24 protein-coding genes are annotated in these 23,100 nt (G+C 69.0%); 8 read left to right on the top strand and 16 right to left on the bottom strand.

The annotated features are described in order from the left end of the window. The first annotated feature begins 97 nt into the window (after nucleotides 1-97). The 3 genes from AAY78_RS06765 to AAY78_RS06755 are packed head-to-tail and all read left to right on the top strand — an operon-like array spanning nucleotide 98 to nucleotide 1,946. Entirely contained in the window at nucleotides 98-793 is a 696-nt protein-coding gene (locus tag AAY78_RS06765; RefSeq protein WP_046747560.1) for a hypothetical protein, read from the top strand. Further along, nucleotides 790-1,350: a hypothetical protein gene (locus tag AAY78_RS06760; protein WP_052748677.1), complete on the top strand. Its 561-nt coding sequence runs from the start codon at nucleotides 790-792 to the stop codon at nucleotides 1,348-1,350. The genes AAY78_RS06765 and AAY78_RS06760 overlap by 4 nt, the downstream gene beginning before the upstream one ends. Further along, nucleotides 1,347-1,946, top strand: a complete 600-nt coding sequence (locus AAY78_RS06755) for a hypothetical protein (RefSeq protein ID WP_156172621.1) — start codon at nucleotides 1,347-1,349, stop codon at nucleotides 1,944-1,946. Before AAY78_RS06760 ends, AAY78_RS06755 begins: the two co-directional genes overlap by 4 nt. On the opposite strand, the gene AAY78_RS06750 is transcribed toward AAY78_RS06755, so the two are convergent. Together AAY78_RS06750 and AAY78_RS06745 are read right to left on the bottom strand one after the other, a co-directional pair. Further along, the gene (locus AAY78_RS06750; RefSeq protein WP_052748676.1) at nucleotides 1,901-3,301 is read right to left on the bottom strand and encodes a hypothetical protein; all 1,401 of its coding nucleotides are present in this window, start codon (nucleotides 3,299-3,301) and stop codon (nucleotides 1,901-1,903) included. The two genes, AAY78_RS06755 and AAY78_RS06750, sit on opposite strands and share 46 nt — an antisense overlap. Nucleotides 3,302-3,418: 117 nt before the next feature. Beyond that, nucleotides 3,419-3,979 (bottom strand): acyl-CoA thioesterase, encoded by a 561-nt coding sequence (locus AAY78_RS06745; RefSeq protein ID WP_046747680.1) that lies wholly within the window; start codon nucleotides 3,977-3,979, stop codon nucleotides 3,419-3,421. Nucleotides 3,980-4,110: 131 nt separating this feature from the next. Here AAY78_RS06745 and AAY78_RS06740 point away from each other — a divergent pair, with 131 nt between their 5' ends. Beyond that, complete coding sequence (locus AAY78_RS06740; RefSeq protein WP_045264712.1) at nucleotides 4,111-4,620, top strand: GNAT family N-acetyltransferase; 510 nt, start codon at nucleotides 4,111-4,113, stop codon at nucleotides 4,618-4,620. Nucleotides 4,621-4,696: 76 nt separating this feature from the next. Here AAY78_RS06740 and AAY78_RS06735 read toward each other — a convergent pair whose 3' ends face one another. Genes AAY78_RS06735 through AAY78_RS06715 form a run of 5 tightly spaced genes read right to left on the bottom strand, consistent with a single transcriptional unit; the run spans nucleotide 4,697 to nucleotide 9,833 of the window. Further along, the gene (locus AAY78_RS06735) at nucleotides 4,697-5,848 is read right to left on the bottom strand and encodes an acetyl-CoA C-acetyltransferase (RefSeq protein ID WP_046747558.1); all 1,152 of its coding nucleotides are present in this window, start codon (nucleotides 5,846-5,848) and stop codon (nucleotides 4,697-4,699) included. A gap of 33 nt (nucleotides 5,849-5,881) precedes the next feature. Next, the gene (locus AAY78_RS06730; RefSeq protein WP_046747557.1) at nucleotides 5,882-6,340 is read right to left on the bottom strand and encodes an ASCH domain-containing protein; all 459 of its coding nucleotides are present in this window, start codon (nucleotides 6,338-6,340) and stop codon (nucleotides 5,882-5,884) included. A gap of 4 nt (nucleotides 6,341-6,344) precedes the next feature. Continuing rightward, a complete protein-coding gene (locus AAY78_RS06725; protein ID WP_046747556.1) occupies nucleotides 6,345-8,081 on the bottom strand; it encodes a cytochrome b/b6 domain-containing protein in 1,737 nt (578 codons plus the stop codon). Between the two features lie 2 nt (nucleotides 8,082-8,083). Continuing rightward, complete coding sequence (locus AAY78_RS06720) at nucleotides 8,084-9,055, bottom strand: electron transfer flavoprotein subunit alpha/FixB family protein (RefSeq protein WP_046747555.1); 972 nt, start codon at nucleotides 9,053-9,055, stop codon at nucleotides 8,084-8,086. 1 nt (nucleotide 9,056) lies between these two features. After that, nucleotides 9,057-9,833: an electron transfer flavoprotein subunit beta/FixA family protein gene (locus AAY78_RS06715; protein ID WP_046747554.1), complete on the bottom strand. Its 777-nt coding sequence runs from the start codon at nucleotides 9,831-9,833 to the stop codon at nucleotides 9,057-9,059. Between the two features lie 157 nt (nucleotides 9,834-9,990). Between AAY78_RS06715 and AAY78_RS06710 the strand changes: the two genes are divergently transcribed. Genes AAY78_RS06710 through AAY78_RS06700 form a run of 3 tightly spaced genes read left to right on the top strand, consistent with a single transcriptional unit; the run spans nucleotide 9,991 to nucleotide 11,439 of the window. Continuing rightward, on the top strand, nucleotides 9,991-10,527 hold the full coding sequence (locus AAY78_RS06710; protein ID WP_045264412.1) for a MarR family winged helix-turn-helix transcriptional regulator: 537 nt from the start codon (nucleotides 9,991-9,993) through the stop codon (nucleotides 10,525-10,527). Then, complete coding sequence (locus tag AAY78_RS06705) at nucleotides 10,487-10,999, top strand: SRPBCC family protein (protein ID WP_231589673.1); 513 nt, start codon at nucleotides 10,487-10,489, stop codon at nucleotides 10,997-10,999. The genes AAY78_RS06710 and AAY78_RS06705 overlap by 41 nt, the downstream gene beginning before the upstream one ends. Continuing rightward, complete coding sequence (locus AAY78_RS06700; protein WP_046747552.1) at nucleotides 10,996-11,439, top strand: YdeI/OmpD-associated family protein; 444 nt, start codon at nucleotides 10,996-10,998, stop codon at nucleotides 11,437-11,439. Before AAY78_RS06705 ends, AAY78_RS06700 begins: the two co-directional genes overlap by 4 nt. A 96-nt stretch (nucleotides 11,440-11,535) precedes the next feature. On the opposite strand, the gene AAY78_RS06695 is transcribed toward AAY78_RS06700, so the two are convergent. The 4 genes from AAY78_RS06695 to AAY78_RS06680 all read right to left on the bottom strand — a co-directional run bounded on the left by AAY78_RS06695 (nucleotide 11,536) and on the right by AAY78_RS06680 (nucleotide 16,072). Continuing rightward, nucleotides 11,536-12,312: an enoyl-CoA hydratase-related protein gene (locus AAY78_RS06695; protein ID WP_046747679.1), complete on the bottom strand. Its 777-nt coding sequence runs from the start codon at nucleotides 12,310-12,312 to the stop codon at nucleotides 11,536-11,538. A 111-nt stretch (nucleotides 12,313-12,423) separates the two neighbouring features. Beyond that, nucleotides 12,424-13,329, bottom strand: a complete 906-nt coding sequence (gene mmsB, locus AAY78_RS06690; protein WP_046747551.1) for a 3-hydroxyisobutyrate dehydrogenase — start codon at nucleotides 13,327-13,329, stop codon at nucleotides 12,424-12,426. Continuing rightward, nucleotides 13,326-14,528 carry an acyl-CoA dehydrogenase family protein gene (locus AAY78_RS06685; RefSeq protein ID WP_046747550.1) on the bottom strand — a complete coding sequence of 401 codons (1,203 nt, stop codon included), beginning with the start codon at nucleotides 14,526-14,528 and terminating at the stop codon, nucleotides 13,326-13,328. The genes mmsB and AAY78_RS06685 overlap by 4 nt, the downstream gene beginning before the upstream one ends. A gap of 41 nt (nucleotides 14,529-14,569) precedes the next feature. Further along, nucleotides 14,570-16,072, bottom strand: a complete 1,503-nt coding sequence (locus tag AAY78_RS06680) for a CoA-acylating methylmalonate-semialdehyde dehydrogenase (protein ID WP_046747549.1) — start codon at nucleotides 16,070-16,072, stop codon at nucleotides 14,570-14,572. 414 nt (nucleotides 16,073-16,486) lie between these two features. On the opposite strand from AAY78_RS06680, the gene AAY78_RS06675 reads away from it, so the two are divergent. After that, complete coding sequence (locus tag AAY78_RS06675) at nucleotides 16,487-17,071, top strand: antibiotic biosynthesis monooxygenase (protein WP_046747548.1); 585 nt, start codon at nucleotides 16,487-16,489, stop codon at nucleotides 17,069-17,071. Between the two features lie 21 nt (nucleotides 17,072-17,092). Here AAY78_RS06675 and AAY78_RS06670 read toward each other — a convergent pair whose 3' ends face one another. From AAY78_RS06670 to AAY78_RS06650, 5 genes are all read right to left on the bottom strand, one after another. After that, nucleotides 17,093-18,586 carry an MFS transporter gene (locus AAY78_RS06670; protein WP_046747547.1) on the bottom strand — a complete coding sequence of 498 codons (1,494 nt, stop codon included), beginning with the start codon at nucleotides 18,584-18,586 and terminating at the stop codon, nucleotides 17,093-17,095. Nucleotides 18,587-18,759: 173 nt separating this feature from the next. Then, a complete protein-coding gene (locus tag AAY78_RS06665) occupies nucleotides 18,760-19,890 on the bottom strand; it encodes a bifunctional 2-methylcitrate synthase/citrate synthase (protein ID WP_046747546.1) in 1,131 nt (376 codons plus the stop codon). Between the two features lie 77 nt (nucleotides 19,891-19,967). Beyond that, a complete protein-coding gene (gene prpB, locus AAY78_RS06660) occupies nucleotides 19,968-20,876 on the bottom strand; it encodes a methylisocitrate lyase (RefSeq protein ID WP_046747545.1) in 909 nt (302 codons plus the stop codon). Next, entirely contained in the window at nucleotides 20,876-22,402 is a 1,527-nt protein-coding gene (locus tag AAY78_RS06655; RefSeq protein ID WP_046747544.1) for an MmgE/PrpD family protein, read from the bottom strand. The genes prpB and AAY78_RS06655 overlap by 1 nt, the downstream gene beginning before the upstream one ends. Nucleotides 22,403-22,405: 3 nt before the next feature. Further along, entirely contained in the window at nucleotides 22,406-23,071 is a 666-nt protein-coding gene (locus AAY78_RS06650) for a GntR family transcriptional regulator (protein WP_046747543.1), read from the bottom strand. Nucleotides 23,072-23,100 lie beyond the last annotated feature (29 nt).

The following is a 23,100-nucleotide window of genomic DNA, read 5'->3' as shown; positions in this document are numbered from 1 at the left end:
TTCTCGCCGCCCGGTGCGGCCCCGGAGCGGAGGAGCGCGGCCGGGCGGGGTGCGAACCATGCCGCACCGCCGAACGGCGCGGTCCTAAGCTGTTGCCGTGACCACGACCCCGCCCGACAGCACCTCCGCATCGCGCGGTGAGGCGGAGGTCACCGCCTCGAACGGGGGAGCCCGCGCGAAGGTGCTGGGGTGGGCGCGGCGCAGCATCGACCTCATCCCGACCTCGTGGTTGATCACCGGCGCGGGGGCGGCGCTGTTGGCGACCACCGCCCTGTTCGGCGGCCTCGAGGCCGCCGCGGTCGACCCGATCCCCGATCTCACGATCGGAGAGACGTTCTCCGGCTCCGAATTCGCGATGACCGTGGTGGGCGTCGAACTGCGCGACGAGCGCGGAATGGCGGCGATCTATCCCGACGAGGAAAAGGGGGAGCGCCTGCTCGTCGTGACCGTGGACGTGGTGAACACCTTCTCGCAACCGCGTGCTTCCGGATCACCCGCGAAGGTGTCTCCTCTCCTGGACGGCATCCGCATCGAAGGGCTCGATGCCAAGGGGGTGGTGTCGCGCGCCGACGACGGAAAGCTCGCGCCCACGCTCCAGCCCGACGTTCCGGCCCGTGTGCTGATCACCTGGGCCGTGGGACCGGACGACTTCCGCGACGGCGACGAGGTCTCGCTCACCCTCCCCGACTCCGACCACTACGTCGGGCAGAGCCTGATCCGCGGCGACTACTGGAACGATCCCCGCGTCGGCGCGACGCTGACGACCACGATCGAGGAGGTGAGCGCCGGATGAAGAAGCACGTGCTCGTCTGGCTTCTCACCACGGCGCTGCTCGCGTGCGCGTGGGTCCTCGTCAAGGTCACGCTCCCCGACGACGCTCCGGATGCCCCCTTCCCCGCGGTCGCGCAGATCGGCGAGGAGGCCGTCACACGCAACCTCGTCGCGACCGTGACCGATGTCCATCTCACGAATCGGGTCACCGATGCCGAGGGCTGGTCCGCCGAGGGCACCTGGCTCGTGATCGACCTCGACGCCGCGAGCGGGGTCACGCAGCGGTTGAGCACCCTCAGGCTCGCAGAGCTCACGATCGGCGAGCGCACGTTCAGCGCCACGGATCGTGGAACCACCTTCCTCGCTCAGCGTCTGGTCACCGCGGTTCCCCGCAGCGGCAGTCTGGCGTTCGAGCTCCCCGACGACGTCGTGGTTGACAGGGCCACCCTGCGCCTCGGCGTGCCGGGATCGGGCGGCTTCGAGGTGCTGCGCGACGGCGTGATCGACCTGCCGATCGATCTGGCGACTCTCCCCGTCGAGGCCGAGGTGCTCCTGGTCGAGAACGGGTGGGCGCGATGACGATCCCTCCTCCGCTCTTTCCTCCCGCCCCTCAGGAAGACCCCGCAGCCGCGGCTGTTCCGACGAAGCGCGATTCCTGGTGGCGGCGCAACACCGTCGCCCTGATCGCACTCGCCCTCCTCGTGCCCGCGACGGCGGCCGCCGTGGGTTGGCAGGAGTGGTACCAGTACTTCGGGTTCGGTGCCCGCGCGGTCGCCCCGGTGGTCGTGACGGAAGACGAGACGACGGACCTCGCCGGCGCAGCCTGGGGCCCGATCCGCGGCGGGGAGATCGACGACGTCTCCGGCCTCGACGTACCGGAGAAGACGCGGCTGATCGCGGTCGCGGTGCCCGTGGACCCGGAAGCCGAGGGCGTCGGGTGCGAGGCTCCCGTGCTCGTGGAGCAGTCGACGGGGCGGGAGTGGAGTCCGGTGCGCGCCGAGATCGGACTCGACTGGAGCGCCGACGAGCCCGAGACGTGCCTCAGCGAGCAGGCGAGCCCTTACGAGTTGATCGTGCCGTTCGTGGTTCCTGCCGACGTGGAGGGCCCGTTCTGGGTCGACATCCGGCCCTATCGCGCCGGCAGCTCGTTCGTGAGGTTCGAGTTCGAACCCTGACCGCCGACGGCGTCACGAGGCGGCGCCGAGACCACAGCGGCTGCCACCGCATCGACCGACGAGGGCAGTAGTCCGGCCGCATCCGCGACGGCACGCATCTCCGCTTCCGCCTCCGTGGAGGCCGAGGCGTCCGGCCGCGCCTGCTGGCGACGTCGCAGCCGTCCGAGCGTGGCGTCGTAGGCGCCGCTGATCACGGCGATGCGGAGGGGTTCGATGAGCAGGAGCGGCACGAGGGAGACGAGCGGGGCCGCGACCGCCCAGAACACGTAGTCCTGCGGTCCGATCAGCCGGGTGACACCGAAGCCGAGGACCGATTCGAGCGCCTTCACCGCCACGTAGAGCAGCGCGTAGGAGGCGACCAGCAGGGGACCCGCTCGCCACATCAGCAGCAGGGCGCGACCGATCGGCCGGAAGCGTGCTCCCAGCTCGTCGCCGAGGTCGCGCAGCCGTCGTACCAGGGGGTTGGGGATCGCCTCCGTGTGCTGACGGAACCGCGAGACGAGTTCACTCTCGACGCGCAGCTTCTCGGCGACGATCGCCTGTCCGAAGACGACTCCGGCGATCGTGAGCCAGGCCAGCGGCGCCAGCAGCACGGGGCCCGCCTCGGAGAGGACCCAGCCGATCCCCTCCCACAGCCAGCGCAGGGGAGCCACGGCGTCGAGGATGCCCTCCCGCACCGTCTCGAGGTACGCCATCGCCGCGCGACTGTCGACCCAGGCCTTGATCGCGTCGAAGATGTCGCCGAGCACCATCACCGAGAAGAAGACCCAGACGACCTCGAAGTACACCGCCACCGGCGACAACCAGGCCGCGAGCTTCGGCGACCACTTCGACCACGCCCATCGACCGGCGAACGCGAGCACGATGATCGCGATGGTCCACACGTTGATCGGCAGGTTGAGCACGGTGTCGTCCGAGCTCACGGGCGGCTCGCCGTTCACGCTCGCCGTCCACACGATGCCGTTGCGCACCTCGAGAGCGCGGAGCGAGTAAGCCCGCACGTCCTCGCCGAGCAGCCCCTGCGCCCAGTACACCGCGAAGAACGGCAGGATGCCGGCGAGAAGGGCCGAGAGGAAAGTACGCCGACGCTCCACCGGCGACTCCGGCAGCGGTGCCACCTCCTGCAGGTTGCGCAGACCGTCGCGCAGCACGAGGAACATCGCCACCAGGCTCACCAGCCGGGCGAGGATCGCGATCGGCAGCACCAGGAAGCCCAACGTCGCCGACGAGGCTCCGATGAAGCCGGCGATCTCTGTGACCCCGTAGTGCACCAGGACGCCCGCGAGGTACCACGCCATCAGCGCAGGCCAGTGCCGCCACAGCACTCGCCCGGTCGTCGTCAGGATCGCCAGCACACGCCTAAGCTACCGCGCGCCGGTGCGGACGGAGAGAACGTTCCTCTGCCGCTCAGCCCCTCGGGGTTTTCGAACTCAGCCCCAGACGCTCAGCCCCAGACGCTCAGCCCCAGACGCTCAGCCCCAGACGCTCGGGGCCTTCGCCCGCACGGGAGGAAGCGCCGAGGCCGCTGCCCAGTCGTGCACCCAGGCGTCGATCTCCGGAACACCCTCCGGCTTGCCCACGGCCGCGAAAAGCTCCTCGTTGCTGACGGTCCCTCCGGTGCGTCGCAGCATCCGGGCCCGCACGATCGCCCGTGCGTAGACCTCGCCGTCCACGACTGCGCGGTGCTCCATGAAGAGCGCCCTGTCGTCGTGCCCGATGAAACGCGACTGCACCTCGAACCGCTGCCAGAGCTGCAGCGACTTGCGGAACGTGATCGTCTCGCTGGAGACGACCGCATACCAGCCCCGGACCTTCATCGCATCGAACAGTCCGGTGCGGATGAGCAGGTCCCAGCGCCCGAGGTCGAACAGCGACAGGTAGCGGCCGTTGTTCATGTGGCGCAGGATGTCGATGTCGGTGGGCAGCGTGGTCAGGGTGATGCTGCCGACGGCGGTGGGGTCGAGGGCCTCCCCCCGTCGCACGCGGCGGCGAGCGCCGAGGATCACCATGAGGGTCCGCCAGATCACGTTCACGAGCATCGATCGTAGCCAGGAGTGCACGATCGGCGAACATCGTTGTGCGAAACCTCCATGACCGCGGGAAGGGTGTCATCGAACATCCCCTCGATTTCCCCTTCGCGGACGCCGCGCGTAGAGTCACGACCATGAGCGCCGAAGCCCAGCCTGAAGTCATCGTCCGTCCGGTCCGTGATGTGGATGCGGAAGCCCTCGGTCGCGTGCATGCGCAGTGCTGGCACGAGACCTACGACCACCTGATCAGCAAGGCGGCGCTGGAGAAGGTCTCGCCCCGCCGCATGGCCGAACTGTGGACGCACTGGGCCTCGCAGGGCCCCGAGTTCAAGATGAACGCCGCGCTGGTCGACGGGGAGATCGTGGGCTTCGTCGGCTCCGGCCCCGCCCGCGACAAGGACGCTCCGGCGTTCCGCGAGCTCTACTTCATCTACCTGCTCGACGCCTATCACTCCACCGGCATCGGCCAGAAGCTGTTCGACGCCGCCGTGGAGAAGGACGAGCCGCTGTACCTGTGGGTCGCCGAGGACAACCCTCGCGCGCACCGGTTCTACACCCGCAACGGTTTCCACCTCGACGGCGCATCGCACACCGAGCCGTTCCTGGGCGAGACGCTGACCGAAGTGCGCTTCGTCCGCCCCTGATCCTCCGAGCACGTACAGAGCGGGCGGTCTCCTCCGGGAGGCGGCCCGCTCTGTCGTCACCGCGGGATCAGCGGCGTCAGAGCCGTTCGACGATGGTCACGTTCGCGACCCCGCCGCCCTCGCACACGGCCTGCAGACCGTAGCGTCCGCCCGTGCGTTCGAGCTCGTTGAGCATCGTGGTCATCAGCCTGGTCCCGGTCGCGCCGATGGGGTGACCGAGCGCGATGGCTCCGCCGTTGACGTTCACCCTCTCGTGCGGAGCATCGAGCTCGCGCATCCAGGCGAGCACCACGGGAGCGAAGGCCTCGTTCACCTCGAACAGGTCGATGTCGGAGACTCGCATCCCCGCGCGCTCCAGCGCGAGCCTCGTGGCGGGGATCGGAGCGGTGAGCATGAGGATCGGACTGTCGCCGCGCACCGTCATCTGATGGATGCGGGCACGGGGCGCGAGCCCGTGGTCACGTACGGCCTGCCCGCTGGCGATGAGCACGGCGCTGGACGCATCGCTGATCTGCGACGACACGGCGGCGGTGATCCGTCCACCCTCCCGCAGCGGCGCGAGCCCGGCCATCCGCTCCAGCGTCGTGTCGCGGCGCACACCCTCGTCGTGGTCGAGACCGTTCAGCGGAGCGATCTCACCGATGAAGCGACCCTCGTCCTGCGCCAGGGCTGCACGACGATGGCTCTCCAGGGCGAACCGCTCCATCTCCTCGCGGGAGATGTCCCACTTCTCGGCGATCAGCTCGGCACCGGCGAACTGCGAGATCTCCTGATCGCCGTAGCGGTCGGTCCAGGCGGGCGACTGCGCGTACGGCGTGGTGAAGCCGTAGGACTCCCCCACGGTGGCCGCGGCGGTCAACGGCACCTGCGACATGCTCTGCAGTCCGCCCGCGATCACGAGGTCGCTCGTGCCGCTCATCACGGCCTGCGCCGCGAAGTGCACGGCCTGCTGGCTCGACCCGCACTGCCGGTCGATGGTCACCCCGGGAACGTGCTCGGGGAATCCGGCGGCGAGCAGAGCCGTCCTGGCCACGTTGCCGGATTGGCCGCCGATCGCGTCGATGACGCCCAGGATCACGTCGTCCACCGCACCGGGGTCGATCCCCGTCCGGTCGACGAGCGCCCGAAGGCTGTGGGCGCCGAGGTCCACAGGGTGGACCTCGGCGAGCGATCCGCCGCGCCTGCCGACCGGCGAACGGACCGCGTCGACGATGTATGCCTCAGCCATGATCGCGCCTCTCCTCCAGTCCCTCGGGACTCTCTAGGCCGGGAACACCAACCGGAACCGCTCGCAGACCACCGGCATGTCCGGTTCGTAGCCGCGCGGGTTCTCGGAGTGGGTGCGCCAGTAGCGTTCGTGCACCTCGCGCCAGTGCGTCAGCGTGCGGTCGCCCTCCCCCTCGGCGAAGGCATGGGCCTCGTCGACCTCGTCGAACGGCGTGATGTCGATCGTCGTGGTCTCGATCACAGCCCGCGGGGCGCCGGTCCCGTCCAGGATGATGCTGAGCTCGCCCACAGCGGGGAGAGGGTCGCCGTTCGCTTCGTAATCCCAGAGGGACGACGCGGTGCCGACCTTGATGCCGTCGAGCACGAGTGCCAGCAGCTCGTCGGCGTGCTCGGGCGTCGCCCCGAACCCCCAGGCTTCCGGCCGCGTCTCCGGGAGGTGAGGCAGGGTGGTCCGCACGGTGCGCCAGTACTCTGCGATGACCTCGTCGCTCATCTGCTCACCGACCCGAGACCTTGCCGAACACCTTGGCGATGGGGGCGAGCACGAGCGGACGCGCAGCCGCCCATCCGATTGCGATCACCACGAGCGACAGGATGAACACCCAGAATCCGGTCCACGTCACCGCGTCCTGCGACGCGAACATGTGGTTCAGGTTGCGCAGGAACCCGGTCAACATGACGAGCGCCACGTGCGCGATGATGAACGCCACGAAGTACAGCATGATCGGGAAGTGCAGCGCCCGCGCCCACTCGACCGGGTACGCCTTCGACAGCTTCTCGGCCTTCTTCGGCCACAGCCCCGACATGCGGAAGCCGGTGATCGCGGCGAGCGGCGCCGCGATGAACACGGTGGCGAAGTAGGCGAGCTGCTGCAGGCTGTTGTAGTTGTTCCAGCCGTTCTCGTGCGGCCAATCGAACGAGATGTACTGCAGGGCCGCCGAGAGGGCGTTCGGGAACACCTCCCAGCTGGTCGGGACGATGCGCACCCAGTGCCCCGTGACGAACAGCAGCACGACGAAGATCACGCCGTTGACGAGCCACAGGATGTCGAGCGACTGGTGGAACCACAGGTTGAGGCTGATCTTGCCCTTCGCGTTGTTGCGAGGGGTCCAGAAGACCGTCGGGCGCTTCTCGGTGCGCACCTGCAACCCCGAGCGGATGATCAGCACCATCAGGAACATGTTGAAGAAGTGCTGCCACCCGATCCACGGGGCGAATCCCGGCTCGACGGCGATCCCGGGCTCGTACTCGCCGGGGAAGGCCGCCAGGAAGTCCTGCATGAACGGGAAGCTCAGGAGCGTGCGCACGAACGCGATGGCGGCTCCGGCGAGCACCCCGAGCGCAGCGGCTCCGAACAGCACGCCGATCGCCTGGGTCCACGTCGGGCGCGGGCGGCCGGTCGTCGGGGCCGACGTCTGTGGGAGGTGTCGGGGCGCTCGTCCGTTCCACACGGTCTGCGTCCACGGGAGCGGAGTCGAGACGTCGGCGAGCACGGACGACGATCCGGTCGCAACGGCAGGAGTCGCGGCAGCCGCGACGGGAACGACAGCGGCCGGCACGACGGACTCGGGCGCGACGGGCTCGGGCGCGACGGGCTCGGCTGGGGCGGCAGCAGAGAGGGGAACAGTGTCGGCGGGCGGCCACGGGTCTCCGCCGGCGACACGAGGCAAGCCGCGTCGGACACCGGTGCCGTCGGCCGTGGCCACCGCGACGGGGGCGGAGGTCTCTGCCGCAGAGATGTCCGCTGTGGCGGTCGACGCCGCGGGCGCTGGCACGGATGCTGACGCAGCCGGCACGGGGTCAGACACCGCCGACCCCGGAGAGGGAGCGGGTACTGCCGCAGCGGGTTCGGGCACCTCGGCGGGAGAAGTGGGAGCGGTCGGCGACGTCGACGGCGGCCAAGGCTCCCCGCCCGGCACACGCGGCAGACCGCGACGGATCCGCGCTGCCCCACCGGCCGTTGCCGGAGCGGCCGCTGCAACAACAGCCGTCACGGTCGCCGGCGATGCCGGGCCGGCGGGGCCGGTGGGCTCGAGGGGCACCCCGACAGGCACCTCGACGTCCGAAGACACCGCGACTTCCGAACCTGTCGCAGGCTCGTCGGGCGCCGCGCTCGTCACCGCGTCCGCCGCCCGATCATCCACCGTGGCATCCTCCGCCACCGCATCAGCGGGAGGCCAGGGGTCTCCTCCAGGCACGCGCGGCAGACCGCGTCGCAGCATCCGCGTCGCCATGGCTACTTCTTCCGTGCCTCGAGCGCCGCGATCACCTGCGGTACCACGGTGAACACATCGCCGACGATGCCGAAGTCCGCGACGTCGAAGATCGGCGCGTCCGCGTCCTTGTTGATGGCGATGATGTTCTTCGATGTCTGCATGCCCGCGCGGTGCTGGATCGCTCCGGATATGCCGAGTGCGACATACAGCTGCGGCGACACCGAGACCCCGGTCTGTCCGACCTGATGGGACTGCGGGATGTAGCCCGCGTCGACGGCGGCGCGCGAGGCACCGACGGCCGCGCCGAGCGCATCGGCGAGCTCTTCGACGAGCACGAACTTCTCCTTCGACGCGAGACCTCGGCCACCGGAGACCACCTTCGTGGCTCCCCGCAGCTCGGGACGGGAGGAAGCGACCTCCACCGCCTCGACCGGGCCCGCCGTGGCCGTGACGGCCCCGGACGGAGTGACATCGAGCACCTCGACCGAGTGCGATGCGACGGCTTCGGCGCGCGCGTCGACAGCTCCCTGACGCACCGTGATCACCGGAGTCCCGAACGTGGGAGCCGAATCGACCAGGTACGCCCCGCCGTAGACCGAGTGGTGGGCCACGACGCCTTCGTCATCGCGCGAGACCCCGACGGCATCGACCGACAGCGCACTCTTCGTGCGCACCGCGAAGCGCCCGGCGACGTCGCGGCCGGAGATCGAGTTCGAGATGAGGACGGCATCGGGTCGCACCTGGGCTGCGGCTGCCTGCAGTGCGTCGACGATCGGCACCGTGAGCGCAGCCTGGTCCCCGTCGGCGGTCAGCACCACGGATGCCCCCGCCGCCGCTGCCTGATCCACGGCCGCAGGACCGCCGCCGACGATCAGGGCCACCGGCGAACCGATCGTGGAGGCGGCGCCGATGAGGGCGGCCGTGCTGGTCGCGACGTAACCGGAGGGGTCGATGTCGACGAGGACGAGGATCGGGTTCTCGGAAGAGGTCATCTCACACCAGCCTGTTCTGCACGAGGTAGTCGACGAGCTTGTCGGCGGCGTCGCCCTCGTCGATGATCTTCACTCCGGCCGCGCGCGGGGGCTTCTCCGCCACCGAGGTCATGATGGTGCGCGGGGCGACGGACGGATCGGCCGAGACGTCGAGGTCGGCGAGGGAGAGCACCTCGAGCGGCTTCTTCTTCGCCGCCATGATGCCCTTGAAGTTCGGGAAGCGTGCGTCGGGGAGCGCCTCGGTGATGGAGATCACGGCGGGCAGCGGCGCCGAGACCGGCTGGCTCCCGGCGTCGGCGCCTCGCACTCCGGAGATGCCGTCGGGGGCGATCTCGACCGAGGTGAGAGCGGTGGCCTGGGCGAATCCGAGGTGCTCGGCGAGCATCGCGGGGATCACTCCACCGGAGCCGTCGGTCGACAGGTTGCCGGTGATGACGAGGTCGGGAGCGCCGCGGCGGATGGCCGCGGCCAGCACCTCGGCGGTGAGTCCGAGATCGGCGCCGGTGAGCTGCTCATCGGCGATGTGCACGGCGGATCCGGCACCGATCGCGAGAGCCCTGCGCACGGACGCGGTCGAGCTCTCCGGAGCCATCGAGACCGCGACCACCTCGGTGCCGTCGTTCTTGTCGGCGTAGCTGAGCGCGACCTCGAGGGCCCGCTCAGTGATCTCGTCGAGCACGACGTCGCCCGCCGCGCGATCGGCGAGTCCGGTCTCGAGATTCAGCTTGCGATCGCCATAGGTGTCCGGCACCTCTTTGACCAGGACGAAGATCTTCATCGATTGCTCCTCACGACTCCTGCAATTCTAGACCGCGATACTGAGTACCAACCCACTTGCGACTGAGACTCAGTGCTGACCGGGGCTGAGATGTGCCGAGATCGAGTGCGTCGCGCGCCGTCGCCGCGCCCCGCACTCCCGCCACTACCGTAGAGAGATGGCCAGACCCCGTCCGCTCCCCATCGATCCGCTCGCCGAGGCGAAGCGGCAGTGGCTCGCGCACGGATGGACGGAGGCCGCCGACGGCATGGCCCTGGTCACCTCGGTCATGCGGGCCCAGCAGCTGCTGCTCGCACGCGTCGACGCGGCGCTCAAGCCGTTCGCCCTGAGCTTCGCCCGCTACGAGGTGCTGCGACTGCTCGCGTTCAGCCGCGCGGGCAGCCTTCCGCTGTCCAGCGTGGTCGCCCGCCTCCAGGTGCACCCGACCACGGTCACGAGCACGGCCGAGCGTCTGGTCCGCGATGGTCTGATCGCGCGTGAGCCGCACCCGCACGACGGACGCGCCGCACTCCTCGTGCTGACCGAATCCGGTCGGGAACTCGTGGAGCGCGCCACCCGGGCTCTCAACGCCGACGTCTTCGCCGAGCCCGGCCTGAGCCGCGACGACGCGGCGGAGCTCGTGGCGATCGTGGCCCGGCTGCGCAAGGACGCCGGTGACTTCGCCGACCCGCGTCCGCAGCCCGAAGCGCTCTGACATGCCGCGGTTCGCGCTCGAGACGGTCATCGGCGCGACGCCCGCCGAGGTGTTCGCCGCCTCGCTCGACCCCGAACTGCACGTGAAGAGCATGGCCCGATTCGGCGAGACGATGGTCGAGGCGCCGGCGGGCGGCGTCTTCACCGAGGGGACGACGGCGACCTGGCGAGCACGCCACTTCGGCATCCCGTTCCGACTGCGCTCGCTGGTGTTCGACGTCGATCCGCCGCACGGGTTCTCGGATCGGCAGATCGCCGGGCCGTTCGCCGCGTTTTTGCACGAGCACCGCTTCGAGGAGCATCCGGACGGCACGCTCATGCGCGACACCGTGACGTTCCGCTCACCGTTCGGTCCGCTCGGTCGGCTGGTCGACGCGTTGGTCCTCGGCAGGTACATGCGCCGCCTGATCTCCGAGCGCAACGCGATTCTCGCCGCCGAGTTCGGGGAGCCCGGGCGTACTCTTTCGGCATGAGCGAACTGCGCATGCACACCGTCCTCACCGGCCGCGGCCCCGCGGCGGCCATCCTGCTCACCGACGATCAGGTCGCGTCCCTGGGTGCGGGCAAGGCGTTCCCCGTGGCCGTGACGATCGGTGGGCGCACCGCGCGTTTGCGCTTGGCACGCATGGGCAGCGAGAACATGATCGGCTTCAGCAAGGCCGTCCGCGCCGACCTCGGGCTCGACATCGGCCAGGAGATCGACGCCGTGATCAGAGTGGATGCGGCCGAGCGCACGGTCGACGTTCCGCCCGAGCTCGCCGCCGCGTTGGACGCTGACCCCGCACTGCGCTCCGCCTTCGACGCCCTGTCGTACTCGGTGCGCAAGGAGCACGCGCGAAGTGTGGCCGAGGCGAAGCAGGAAGCGACGCGCGAACGCCGGATCACGAAGATCGTCGACGCACTCCGCAGCTGACGGCGTGACGAACTCCGCAGAAGTACTCATCGGGCACCACGCAGAGCGTCGCTTCCGGCATGGCGCCCTCAGTTCTGCGGAGTCGTCCACGAGCGGTCAGCGGTTCTGGAAGTCCGGTGACCGCTTCTCCCGGAAGGCCGACATGCCCTCCTTCTGATCCGCGGTGTCGAACAGCGCGGCGAACGCCTGCTTCTCGTGCGCGAGCCCTTCGGCGAGGGTCGTCTCCATCGCCGCGTCCAGCGCGGCCTTGGCGGCGAACACGGACGGGAGCGACTTCGAGGCGATGGTGTCGGCGAGTTTCGTCGCCTCGGTCAGGAGCTCCGCGGTCGGCACGACACGGGACACGAGGCCGGAGCGCTCGGCCTCCTCCGCCCCCATGAACCGGCCGGAGAGCACGAGCTCGGCTGCTTTGTAGTAGCCGACTGCACGGATCAGACGTTGCGTGCCACCCATGCCGGGGATCACGCCGAGGTTGATCTCGGGCTGCCCGAACTTGGCGTTGTCGGCCGCGAGGATGATGTCGCACATCATGGCCAGCTCGCACCCGCCGCCCAGCGCGAACCCGGAGACGGCCGCGATCACGGGGGTGCGCACCGCGGCGAACTCATGCCACACACCGAAGTGATCGGTCTCGAGCATCTGCGCCGCCGACATGCCCTCCATCTCCTTGATGTCGGCACCCGCGGCGAACGCCTTCTCCGACCCGGTGACCACGATCGCGCCGACGCCCTCGTCCGCATCGAAAGCGAGCGCGGCGGCGGTCACCTCCTCGGCGATTCTGCTGTTCAACGCATTCAGCGCTTCCGGCCGGTTCAGGGTGATCCACCCCACCCGTCCGCGCTGCTCGACCAGGATCGTCTCGTACTCGGTCATGTCGCCCTCTCCGTCGTGGTTGCGTTCCACCTTCACCCCTGCGTTCGAATCGCGCAAATGGTGGCTCTCAGGTGCCCGATGGAACCATTCGCGCGATTCGAACGGCCGTCATCACACGCGGTCGTCGCGGATGTCGGTGATGATGCCGGAGAAGTCGCGGCTCGCCCCGTCTCCGGCAGCGAACGCGGCGTAGATCTCCTGGGCGAGTCGGCCCATCCGCGCATCCGTCGACGTCTGCTCGATCGCCTGCAGCGCGAGACCGAGGTCCTTCGCCATCAATGCACCGGCGAATCCGGGCTGGTAATCGCGGTTCGCCGGGCTCGTGGGCACCGGTCCGGGCACGGGGCAGTTCGTCGTGATCGACCAGCACTGCCCTGACGCCTGAGACACGACGTCGAAGAGCGCCTGGTGCTCGAGCCCGAGGCGCTCCCCCAGCACGAATGCCTCCGCGACGGCGATCTGCGAGACCGCGAGCACCATGTTGTTGCAGACCTTGGCCGCCTGTCCGAGCCCAGATCCGCCGCAGTGCACGATGCGCTTTCCCATCACCTCGAGGAGCGGGAGTGCCGCGGCGAAGTCCTCGTCCGACCCGCCCACCATGAACGCGAGAGTGCCGTTCTCCGCGCCGACCACTCCCCCGGACACCGGGGCATCGACGTTGCGGTGTCCGGCGGCGAGAGCGAGCGCGTGCGCGGCACGGGCCTCGTCGACCGCGATGGTGGACGACTCGATGAACAGCGTGCCGGGTCGCGCAGCCGCGAGCAGCTCGGTGCGATACGCCTCGATCACGTGCTTCCCGGCGGGGAACATCGTGATGACGACATCCGCCTCCGCCACGGCCTCCGCCCCGCTCGCCGCCACCGCGATGCCGGCCGCCCGCGCTGCCTCGATCGCCGCCGGAACCAGGTCGAAGCCGTGCACCTCATGACCGGCGGCGACGAGGTTCTTCGCCATCGGCAGTCCCATGTGCCCGAGTCCGAGGAAGGCCACGGCCGGTTTCGACGACGACCCGGTCATGATGCGCTCCGCATCTGATCTCCGCCACGCTGCACGGACGCCGAGCCCGCCGGTCGCAGCATCTCGCGTCCGACGATCAGACGCATGATCTCGTTCGTGCCTTCCAGGATCTGGTGCACCCGCAGGTCGCGGACCACCTTCTCGATCCCGTAGTCCTGCAGGTAGCCGTAGCCGCCGTGCAGCTGCAGGGCGCGATTGGCGACGTCGAATCCGGCATCGGTCGCGAACCGCTTGGCCATGGCGCAACGCATCGTCGCGTCCGGCGCGTGCTCGTCGACCGCCTGCGCGCCATCGCGCACCATCAGCCGGGCAGCGTGCAGGTCGGTGCGCATGTCGGCGATCGCGAACAGGATCGACTGCTTCTCGGCGAGCGGTTCGCCGAACGCCATCCGCTCGTGGACGTACTGCACAGCCTTGTCGAGCGCCCATTGCGCCCCGCCCAGCGAGCACGCGGCGATGTTGAGCCGACCGCCGTTGAGCGCGGACATCGCGATCGCGAACCCGCGTCCCTCGTCGCCGAGCATGGCGGATGCCGGGACTCGGACGCCGTCGAGGATCACCTGTCGGGTGGGCTGCGCATGCCACCCCATCTTCTTCTCCGGTGCGCCGAAGCTGAGGGATTCGGAGTCTCCCGGCACGAGGAACGCGCTGATACCGCGTGCTCCCGGTTCTCCCGTGCGCGCCATCACGACGTAGACGGCGGCCTCGCCCGCACCGGAGATGAACTGCTTCACTCCCGTGAGCACGTAATCGTCGCCGTCGCGGACCGCACTCGTCGCGACGTTGGCCGCATCAGACCCCACCCCCGGCTCTGTGAGGCAGTAGCCGCCGAACTCCGACATCGCGGTGAGCTGCGGCAACCACGTCGCGCGCTGGCTGTCATCACCGTAGGTATCGATCATCCACACGACCATGTTGTGGATGGAGATGTACGCCGCGACCGCCGGGTCACCCTTCGCGAGCTCCTCGAAGATCGCGACGGTGTCGAGCCGACTGAGTCCACTGCCCCCGAACTCCTCGTCGACGTAGATACCGCCGAGCCCGAGCTCTCCTGCACGGTTCAGCGATTCCCGGGGGAACAGGTGTTTCTCGTCGCGTTCCGCGGCGTAGGGGGCGAGCTCGGTCTCGGCGAACTCGCGGACGGCGCCGATGATCGCCTCGCGCTCCTCGGCGGTGGTGGTGACGGTGGTCATGGTCATCGCTTTTCCTTAGAAGTTGGGCCCCTGAGCTTGTCGAAGGGTCAGTGCATCGTGGGGATGACGAAGCTGGCGCCGTCGCGGATGCCCGCAGCGGGCCAGCGACTCGTCACCGTCTTGGTCTTCGTGTAGAAGCGGAAGGCGTCAGTGCCGTGCTGGTTGAGGTCGCCGAAGCCGCTGCGCTTCCACCCGCCGAACGTGTAATAGGCGATCGGCACGGGGATCGGCACGTTCACCCCGACCATCCCGACCTCGACGCGGGCGGCGAAGTCACGAGCCGCGTCGCCGTCGCGCGTGAAGATGGCGACCCCGTTGCCGTACTCGTGCTCCGAGGCCATGCGCAGCGCCTCCTCGTAGTCGGCGGCGCGGGCGATCACGAGCACAGGGCCGAAGATCTCCTCGCGGTAGATCGCCATGTCGGTGGTGACGTGGTCGAACAGGGTCGGTCCGAGATAGAACCCCTCTTCGTGCCCTTCGACCGTGAAGCCGCGACCGTCGGCGAGCAGCGTCGCACCTTCGTCGATCCCCTGCTGGATGTAGCCTTCCACCCGTTCGACGGCCGCCCGCGTGACCAGAGGTCCGTAGTCGACGTCCGCGGCGAGGGAAGGGCCCACCCGCAGCTGGGCGACACGTTCGGTGAGCTTCGCGGCGAGGGCGTCTGCGGTCTCCTGCCCCACCGGCACGGCGACCGAGATGGCCATGCAGCGTTCGCCCGCCGAGCCGTAGCCGGAGCCGATCAGCGCGTCGACGGCCTGGTCGAGGTCGGCATCCGGCATCACGATCATGTGATTCTTGGCACCGCCGAAGCACTGCGCGCGCTTGCCGTGGGCTGCGGCCGTCGCGTAGATGTACTCCGCGATGGGCGTGGACCCGACGAAGCCGACCGCGCGGATGCGGTCGTCGGTGAGCAGCGTGTCGACCGCCTCCTTGTCGCCGTGCACCACGTTGAGGACGCCGGCGGGCAGGCCCGCCTCAAGGAAGAGTTCGGCGATGCGCACCGGCACGGAAGGGTCACGCTCGCTGGGCTTGAGCACGACCGCATTGCCGGCGGCGAGCGCGGGGCCGGCCTTCCACAGCGGGATCATGGCGGGGAAGTTGAAGGGCGTGATCGCGGCGACGACCCCGAGCGGCTGCCGCATCGAGTACACGTCGATGCCGGCTCCGGCGCCGGTGGAGTACTCGCCCTTGAGGAGGTGCGGAGCACCGGCGGAGAACTCGATGACTTCGAGCCCCCGCTGGATGTCGCCCTTCGCGTCGTCGACCGTCTTGCCGTGCTCGCTCGCGAGGAGTTCGGCCAGAGACGTCATCTCGCGCTGCACCAGGTCGAGGAAGCGTAGCAGCACGCGGGCGCGCTTCTGCGGGTTGGTCGCTGCCCACGCCACCTGCGCCTCTTCGGCGCTCGCGATCACGCGGCGCACCTCGTCGGCCGATGCGAGCGGAACCCTGGCCTGCACAGCGCCCGTGCTCGGATCGAACACGTCGGCGAACCGACCCGAATCGGGAGTGAGAAGCGATCCGCCCACGAAGTGCGGGATAGTACGAGTCATTGTGTGACATCCCTCCGTGCCGTCGTTGGCACATTGGGGAGTTTACTCGGAGGACCGGACATTTACTAGGACATCCTTGTATCTTCCGGATCGACCTCGCTCTCGGCAGTGTTGGGTGTTCGCATCGCGTTCACCGTCCGGCCATCTCGCCCGGGTAGAACTGCAGATGCGCGGACAGAGACTCAGACCGGATCGGGTGTCACGTCCACCGCGCGCACGGTGAGCGTTCTCGCTCCCGTCGCGGCTCCCACGCCGCGTGACCCCCGCCGAATCGGGTCGGCGGGGGTCTCTCTGTGCACGGGCGGATCCGGTCGGGAACCTCCCGCAACCGAATTAGAATCGACCAAGCGCCGTCACCCTGGCGCATCCGCTCCGGCGCCCCGACCCCTGGCGCCCGTTCCCGAGGACCGCACCATGTCCGAACCCCTCACCGTGTCCATCCGCCGCGAAGTCGACCCCGAGCGCATCGTCGAGGCGACCGCCTGGGTGCAGACGGGGGTGAACCTCGCGACGAAGTATCCGGGCTTCCTCGGCTCAGGCTGGGTGCGCGCCGGCGAAGACTCGCAGGTCTGGCACATGCTCTACCGCTTCGCGAGCGAGGATTCGCTCACCGCGTGGGAGCAGTCGGCCGAGCGGGCATGGTGGCTGTCGATGGGCGAAGGTTTCGTGCGCAGCGAGCGCTCCAAGCGCCGCACCGGGATCGAGGGCTGGTTCGACGAGCCGACCACCGGGACGATCACGCTTCCGTCCTCCGACGGCACCACCGAGACGGTCACGGTCGCACCCGCCCCGCCGCGCTGGAAGCAGGCGACCTCGATCTGGCTGGGCTTCTTCCCCGTCAACCTCGCCTTCACCTACGCGATGAGCCCGGTTCCGGGATGGAACGAACTGCCGATCTGGTTGCGGGTGCTCGTCACCACGCTCGTGCTCACGCCGATCATGGCGTACTGGGTTCTCCCGTTCGTCACCCGGTCGCTGCGGAGCTGGCTCGCGCGCTGAGCGCCGCCCCGGACACGCCTCTCACCTCTCGCCGGACGACGCGCCCTTCCTCTCGGCCTCCTTCTCTCCTGAGCCCACCAGCGAGAGCGGATCCGCGATGTCCTCCAGTGACTTGCCCGCGGCGCTCACGCCGAAGACGCCGCAGACGATGCCGCCGAACATCATGATCGACGCGCCGAGCACATAGCCCCAGAAGAGCGGACCGCGGTCGCCGCTCTCGGCGCTCTGCCCGATCAAGGCACCGTAGAGCACCGGAGCGATCGCGCCGACCAGCTGACCGATCGAGAAGATGTACGAGATGACCTGGCTGCGCAGCTCCAGCGGGAAGATCTCGCTGACCGTCAGGTAGGCGGCGGATGCTCCGGCCGACGCGAAGAAGAACGAAGCGCACCAGAACGCCGTGTGCGTCGCGGCGTTCAGCACCCCGGCGTTGAACAGGAAGGCGCTGACCAGCAGGATCAGGCCGGCGAGCATGTAGGTGCCGAACAGCATGCGACGGCGACCCCAGGTGTCGAAGAAGTGCCCGAGGATGAGCGCCCCGGCAAGGTTCCCGACGGCGAACACGATGAAGTACTGCGACGCCGAAGCGGGCGGGGTGTCGTAGAAGTTCTCCAGCACCAGCGCGTACGTGAAGAAGATGGCGTTGTAGAGGAAGGACTGCGTCACCATCATCGTGATGCCCACCAGCGTGCGCCGCGGGTACTTCTTGAACAGCACCTTCGCGATCACGAGGAACGGCACGCGGCCGTACTCCTTGACCGTGATGGCCTTGCTCTCGTCGACGGGTGGGATCGTCTTGCCCTCCTTGCGGATGCGCTCCTCGATCTCGTCGACATTGCGCTCCGCTGCCTCTTCGCGTCCGTGCGTCATCTGCCAGCGCGGGCTCTCCGGGATGTGCCGGCGCATGTAGATGAGCAGCAGTCCGAGGAGGGGTCCGAGGAAGAAGCTGAGCCGCCACCCGATGTCCTCGGGAAGGATGTCGGTGTTCAGGAAGAACACGTTGGCCACGGCACCGAGCGCCGCACCACCCCAGTAGGTGCCGTTGATCGCGATGTCGACACGTCCGCGGTAGCGCGCCGGGATGATCTCGTCGATCGCCGAGTTGATGGCCGCGTACTCGCCGCCGATACCGGCGCCGGCCACGAAGCGCCAGATGTAGAAGAACCACGGCGCGAAGGCGAGCCCTGCGACCGCGGAGCCCACGAGGTACACGGCAAGGGAGACGAGGAAGAGCTTCTTGCGTCCCAGGCGATCGGTGAGGCGTCCGAAGAAGAGGGCACCGAAGACCTGACCGAGCAGGTAGCACGTGCCGGCGAGCCCCACCTCGGCCGGCCCCATGCCGAGGGTCGCGGCGTATCCGTTCGCGGCGACGATCTGCACCTCGAGGCCGTCGAGGATCCACGAGAACCCGAGCCCGACGACGATCAACCAGTGGAATCGCGACCACGGCAGCCGGTCCATACGTGCGGGGACGAGTGACCTGACCTCCTTGACGGCGGCGTCGGATGCGGACATGGACCCTCCTTCGTACGGGACGTGCTTCCGTCCCCGGGGTCTGTCCTACTCCCGTCGCCGACTTCGCCGCAGCCACCTTGACCCGGGAGCCTCCGGGGCGCTACAGCGTTGGAATCGCGCGAAGGTTCCATCCCGGGTGGAGATGGAGCCATTCGCGCGATTCGAAGGGCGGGTCAGCCGACGTGGCGCTCGTCAGGGCCGTCGTAGAAGGAGAGGGGGCGGATGAGCGCGTTCGATCCGGCCTGCTCGATCACGTGGGCCGTCCACCCGGTCACGCGTGCCGCGACGAACAGCGGCGTGAAGGTGAGGGTGTCGAAGCCGATCAGGTTGTACGCGGGACCAGAGGGGTAGTCGAGGTTCGGGTAGATGCCCTTGCGGGCGACGAACTCCGACTCGAGCGCGTCGTACAGAGCCGCGACCTCCGGGCGGTCGTAGTGCTCCACCAGGGTGTCGAGCGCGGCCTTCATGGTCGGCACGCGGGAGTCGCCCCTCTTGTAGACGCGGTGCCCGAAGCCCATGATCTTGCGCTTCTCCGCGAGGGCCTTGTCGAGCCAGGACTCCACCGCGTCCGCCGACCCGATCTCGTCGAAGATGTGCAGCACGGCCTCGTTGGCCCCTCCGTGCAGCGGACCCTTGAGTGCACCGATGGCACCGACGACGGCCGAGTAGATGTCACTCAGCGTCGAGGTGATCACCCGCGCGGTGAAGGTCGAAGCGTTGAAGGAGTGCTCGGCGTAGAGGATCATCGACCGGTTGAAGGCGTCGACCACGACGTCGTCCGCCTCCTCCCCGAAGGTCATCCAGAGGAAGTTCGCCGAGTAGTCGAGGTCGTCGCGCGGGGCGATGAGCTCCTGACCGCGACGGCGACGCTGACCGTACGCGACGATGGCCGGCAGCGCGGCGAACAGCCGGATGCTGCGCTCGAGGTTCTGCTCTGGGCTTCCACCCGCGTCGAGCACCGAGCCGCCGGCACCGGGGTCAGAGGCGCCGATCAGGCTGACCGCGGTGCGCACCTCGTCCATCGGATGCGCCTCGAGCGGGACCAGGTCGATCGCCGCCTTCACGTTGTCGGCGAGCGCGCGGTGCTTCCGCTCCTCCAGCCGGAACGCGGCGAGTTCTTCGGGGGTCGGCAGCTCGCCGTTCCACAGCAGATACGCCACCGCTTCGAAGGGCTGGGTGTCCGCCAGCTCCTGCACCGGGTAGCCGCGGTACAGCAGGCTGTTCGTCTCGGGGTTGACCTTCGAGATCGCGGTCGTGTCGACGACGACGCCCGCAAGCCCCTTCTTGATGTCCGGCTCGGTCATGGTCACTCCTTCGTGTACTTCGACTCGTCGCTGCGCTCCTCGCTCAGCAACCGCGTCGTGTGTCCGCTTCGCTGCGCTCAGCGACCGGTGTTGTCGACTGTGAAGTTGAAGACGCCCGAGTCGAAGTGGTTGTACGACTCGTAGTCGATCAGATCGTAGAGATCGGCGCGGTGCTGCATCTCGCCGAGCTTCGAGGTCAGGTGCCCCTCGTCGTTCAGAGTATCCAGTGCGCGGCCGGCGGCCCCCATCGAGATGCGCAACAGCGACACCGGCCAGATGACCAGGTTCACTCCGGCGTCGCGGAGGCTGTCGACGGAGAACAGCTCGCTCTTGCCGAACTCGGTCATGTTCGCCAGGATCGGCACGTCGAGCGCCTCGGCCATCGCCTCGAACTCGCCCAGGGTGCGCATCGCCTCGGGGAACACGGCGTCGGCGCCGGCATCCACCAGCGCCTTCGCGCGGTCGATCGCGGCGTCCAACCCCTCGACGGCCCGGATGTCGGTGCGCGCCATGATGAGGAAGTTCTCGTCGCGGCGGGCGTCGGCCGCGGCACGGATCCGCTTGATCGCGGTGTTCTCGTCGACCACGGCCTTGCCGTCGAGGTGACCGCAGCGCTTCGGGTTGATCTGGTCCTCGATGTGGGTGCCGGCGAGACCCGCGTCTTCGAGCTCCTGGATCGTGCGGGCGACGTTCATCGGTTCCCCGAAGCCGGTGTCGGCGTCGACGATCGCGGGGAGGTCGGTCATGCGGGCGATCTGCTTGGCGCGGCCGGCGACCTCGGTGAGCGTGGTGAGGCCGATGTCGGGGAGCCCCAGGTCGGCGGAGAGCACGGCGCCGGAGATGTAGACGCCGTCGAAGCCCTTCTGCTCGATCAGTCGGGCGCTCAGCGGATTGAACGCGCCGGGGAGGCGCAGCAGCTCCCCGGAGGCCAGTCGCTCCCGGAAGAGGCGCCTCTTCTCGGCAGGTGTGACGGTGGAGTACAGCATCAGAACAGACCCTTGGGGGCGTCGGCGGCTTCGAGCAGTCCGGGCTTCGCGACGATCGACAATTCGCCGACCTCGGCGGCGGTCAGTTCGGGCAGGCGCTGCACGAGGGCGAGGAAACGCTCGATCTCGGCGGGCTCGAGCACGGGCTCCGCCAGCAGACGGAACTTCGCGATGTAGTTCTCGCGGGCGAACGGGCGCGCTCCGAGGGGGTGCGCATCGGCCACGGCGATCTCGTCCACCACGACCTCACCGTCGGTGAGACGGATCTCGACGCGACCGCCGAACGCCTTCTCGGCCGGGTCCTCGGAGTGGTAGCGGCGCGTCCACTCGGCATCCTCGGCCGTGGTGATCTTGTGCCACAGCGCGACCGTGTCGGCGCGACCAGCGCGCTCGGGGGCATAGGAGTCGACGTGGTGCCAGCCGCCGTCCTGCAGGGCCACCGCGAAGATGTACGGCACCGAGTGGTCGAGGGTCTCGCGCGACGCGGTGGGGTCGTACTTCTGCGGGTCGTTCGCGCCCGAGCCGATCACGTTGTGCGTGTGGTGGCTGGTGTGGATGACGATGGACTCGATGTTCGCAGGGTCGCGCAGCGCGGGGTTCTGCAGGCCGAGCTTGCGGGCGAGGTCGATCAGCGCCTGGGCCTGGTACTCGGCGGAGTGCTCCTTCGTGTACGAGTCCAGGATCGCGCGCTTGGGCTCGCCGGCGGCGGGCAGCGGCACGTCGTACGAGGCGTCCTTGCCGTCGAGCATCCACGCGATCACGCCGTCTTCGCCTTCGTAGATCGGCGCGGGGCTGGTCTGACCGCGCATCGCCCGGTCGACCGCCTCGACGGCCATCTTCCCGGCGAACGCCGGGGCGTGCGCCTTCCAGGTGGAGATCTCACCCTTGCGGCTCTGGCGGGTGGCGGTCGTGGTGTGCAGCGCCTGGCCGACCGCCTGGTAGATCGTCTCGACGTCGAGACCGAGGAGAGTGCCGATACCGGCGGCCGCGGACGGGCCGAGGTGGGCGACGTGGTCGATCTTGTGCTTGTGCAGGCAGATCGCGCGCACCAGGTCCATCTGGATCTCGTAGCCGGTGGCGATGCCGCGCACGAGAGCCTGGCCGTCCTTGCCGGTGTGCTGAGCGACCGCGAGGATCGGCGGGATGTTGTCGCCGGGGTGCGAGTACTCGGCTGCGAGGAACGTGTCGTGGTAGTCGAGTTCACGCACGGCGACGCCGTTCGCCCAGGCCGCCCACTCGGGGCTGGTGCGGTGGTCGAGCTCGGCGCCGAAGAGGTTCGCGCCGACGCCGCCGGTCGAGACGGGGTGGCTGAACGCCTGCGCACGAGCCGCGTTGATCGGCGCACGGGTGAGGGAAGCGGCGGCCACCGACGCGTTGTCGATGATGCGGTTGATGATCATGTCGACGACGGGCTGCTCGACCTCGACCCGGTCGGCGGCGACCTCGGCGATCTTCCAGGCGAGCTGGTCTTCCCTGGCGAGGTTCTCGTCGCTGCGGTGCACACGGACGTGGTGGCTGACGGTCATTTCTTATCCTTCACTGTTACGGGAATCGAGGGAGTCGAGGATGCCGGCGAGCGCGTTGTGCAGGTGCACGTGCGTGGCATGGGCGGCGAGGTCGCCGTCGCGGGCGGCGAGGGCTTCCGCGATGGTGCGGTGCTCGGCGGCGGAGGCGGCGAGTCGGGCGGGCTTGTCCCTGGCCATCCGCCGCACTCTCACGAGGTGGGTGCGCACGGTGCGCAGCGCGGAGGCGATGTAGTCGTTGGCGACGGCCGCGTCGAGGGCCGCGTCGAAGCGGGCGATGAGCGCGTAATAGGCGTCTCGACCCTCGACGGCGTCGAGGTCGACATGCGCGAACTCGTCGGCGAGGGCTGCGAAGAGCTGCGCGTCGCCCCGGGCGGCGCCGAGGCGTGCCGAGGATTCCTCGAGCGCCCGACGGATCTCGAAGAGGGAGCGGATGTCGTCGGCGTCGAGGTCTGCCACGACGGTGACGCGCGGAGACTGCTGCACCACGAGCCCGTCGGCGATCAGGCGACGGAGTGCCTCGCGCATCGGTGTACGGCTCACTCCCAGGCGCTCGGCCTGCTCGACCTCGCCGAGCACGAAGCCGGCCGGCAGGGCACCGGACTGGATGCCGTCGAGCAGCGCCGCATACGCGCGGTCACCCGCGGAGGTGCGTTCGGCGACGAGACTCATCCCCTCAGTGTATACATAAACCCGCCCTG

The sequence above is a fragment of the Microbacterium sp. Ag1 genome (genome assembly GCF_001005635.1).
Lineage (GTDB): Bacteria > Actinomycetota > Actinomycetes > Actinomycetales > Microbacteriaceae > Microbacterium > Microbacterium oxydans.
The sequence above is the reverse complement of the archived record's forward strand: the minus strand, read 5'-3'. Positions and strand labels throughout refer to the sequence as shown.

What these genes read in the sequence shown, in the direction of transcription:
- AAY78_RS06760 (WP_052748677.1), top strand. Translation starts at nt 790, where the DNA reads ATGAAGAAGCACGTGCTCGTCTGGCTTCTCACCACGGCGCTGCTCGCG.
- AAY78_RS06755 (WP_156172621.1), top strand. Translation starts at nt 1,347, where the DNA reads ATGACGATCCCTCCTCCGCTCTTTCCTCCCGCCCCTCAGGAAGACCCC.
- AAY78_RS06740 (WP_045264712.1), top strand. Translation starts at nt 4,111, where the DNA reads ATGAGCGCCGAAGCCCAGCCTGAAGTCATCGTCCGTCCGGTCCGTGAT.
- AAY78_RS06735 (WP_046747558.1), bottom strand. Translation starts at nt 5,848, where the DNA reads ATGGCTGAGGCATACATCGTCGACGCGGTCCGTTCGCCGGTCGGCAGG.
- AAY78_RS06730 (WP_046747557.1), bottom strand. Translation starts at nt 6,340, where the DNA reads ATGAGCGACGAGGTCATCGCAGAGTACTGGCGCACCGTGCGGACCACC.
- AAY78_RS06725 (WP_046747556.1), bottom strand. Translation starts at nt 8,081, where the DNA reads ATGGCGACGCGGATGCTGCGACGCGGTCTGCCGCGCGTGCCTGGAGGA.
- AAY78_RS06720 (WP_046747555.1), bottom strand. Translation starts at nt 9,055, where the DNA reads ATGACCTCTTCCGAGAACCCGATCCTCGTCCTCGTCGACATCGACCCC.
- AAY78_RS06715 (WP_046747554.1), bottom strand. Translation starts at nt 9,833, where the DNA reads ATGAAGATCTTCGTCCTGGTCAAAGAGGTGCCGGACACCTATGGCGAT.
- AAY78_RS06710 (WP_045264412.1), top strand. Translation starts at nt 9,991, where the DNA reads ATGGCCAGACCCCGTCCGCTCCCCATCGATCCGCTCGCCGAGGCGAAG.
- AAY78_RS06700 (WP_046747552.1), top strand. Translation starts at nt 10,996, where the DNA reads ATGAGCGAACTGCGCATGCACACCGTCCTCACCGGCCGCGGCCCCGCG.
- AAY78_RS06695 (WP_046747679.1), bottom strand. Translation starts at nt 12,312, where the DNA reads ATGACCGAGTACGAGACGATCCTGGTCGAGCAGCGCGGACGGGTGGGG.
- mmsB (WP_046747551.1), bottom strand. Translation starts at nt 13,329, where the DNA reads ATGACCGGGTCGTCGTCGAAACCGGCCGTGGCCTTCCTCGGACTCGGG.
- AAY78_RS06685 (WP_046747550.1), bottom strand. Translation starts at nt 14,528, where the DNA reads ATGACCATGACCACCGTCACCACCACCGCCGAGGAGCGCGAGGCGATC.
- AAY78_RS06680 (WP_046747549.1), bottom strand. Translation starts at nt 16,072, where the DNA reads ATGACTCGTACTATCCCGCACTTCGTGGGCGGATCGCTTCTCACTCCC.
- AAY78_RS06675 (WP_046747548.1), top strand. Translation starts at nt 16,487, where the DNA reads ATGTCCGAACCCCTCACCGTGTCCATCCGCCGCGAAGTCGACCCCGAG.
- AAY78_RS06670 (WP_046747547.1), bottom strand. Translation starts at nt 18,586, where the DNA reads ATGTCCGCATCCGACGCCGCCGTCAAGGAGGTCAGGTCACTCGTCCCC.
- AAY78_RS06665 (WP_046747546.1), bottom strand. Translation starts at nt 19,890, where the DNA reads ATGACCGAGCCGGACATCAAGAAGGGGCTTGCGGGCGTCGTCGTCGAC.
- prpB (WP_046747545.1), bottom strand. Translation starts at nt 20,876, where the DNA reads ATGCTGTACTCCACCGTCACACCTGCCGAGAAGAGGCGCCTCTTCCGG.
- AAY78_RS06655 (WP_046747544.1), bottom strand. Translation starts at nt 22,402, where the DNA reads ATGACCGTCAGCCACCACGTCCGTGTGCACCGCAGCGACGAGAACCTC.
- AAY78_RS06650 (WP_046747543.1), bottom strand. Translation starts at nt 23,071, where the DNA reads ATGAGTCTCGTCGCCGAACGCACCTCCGCGGGTGACCGCGCGTATGCG.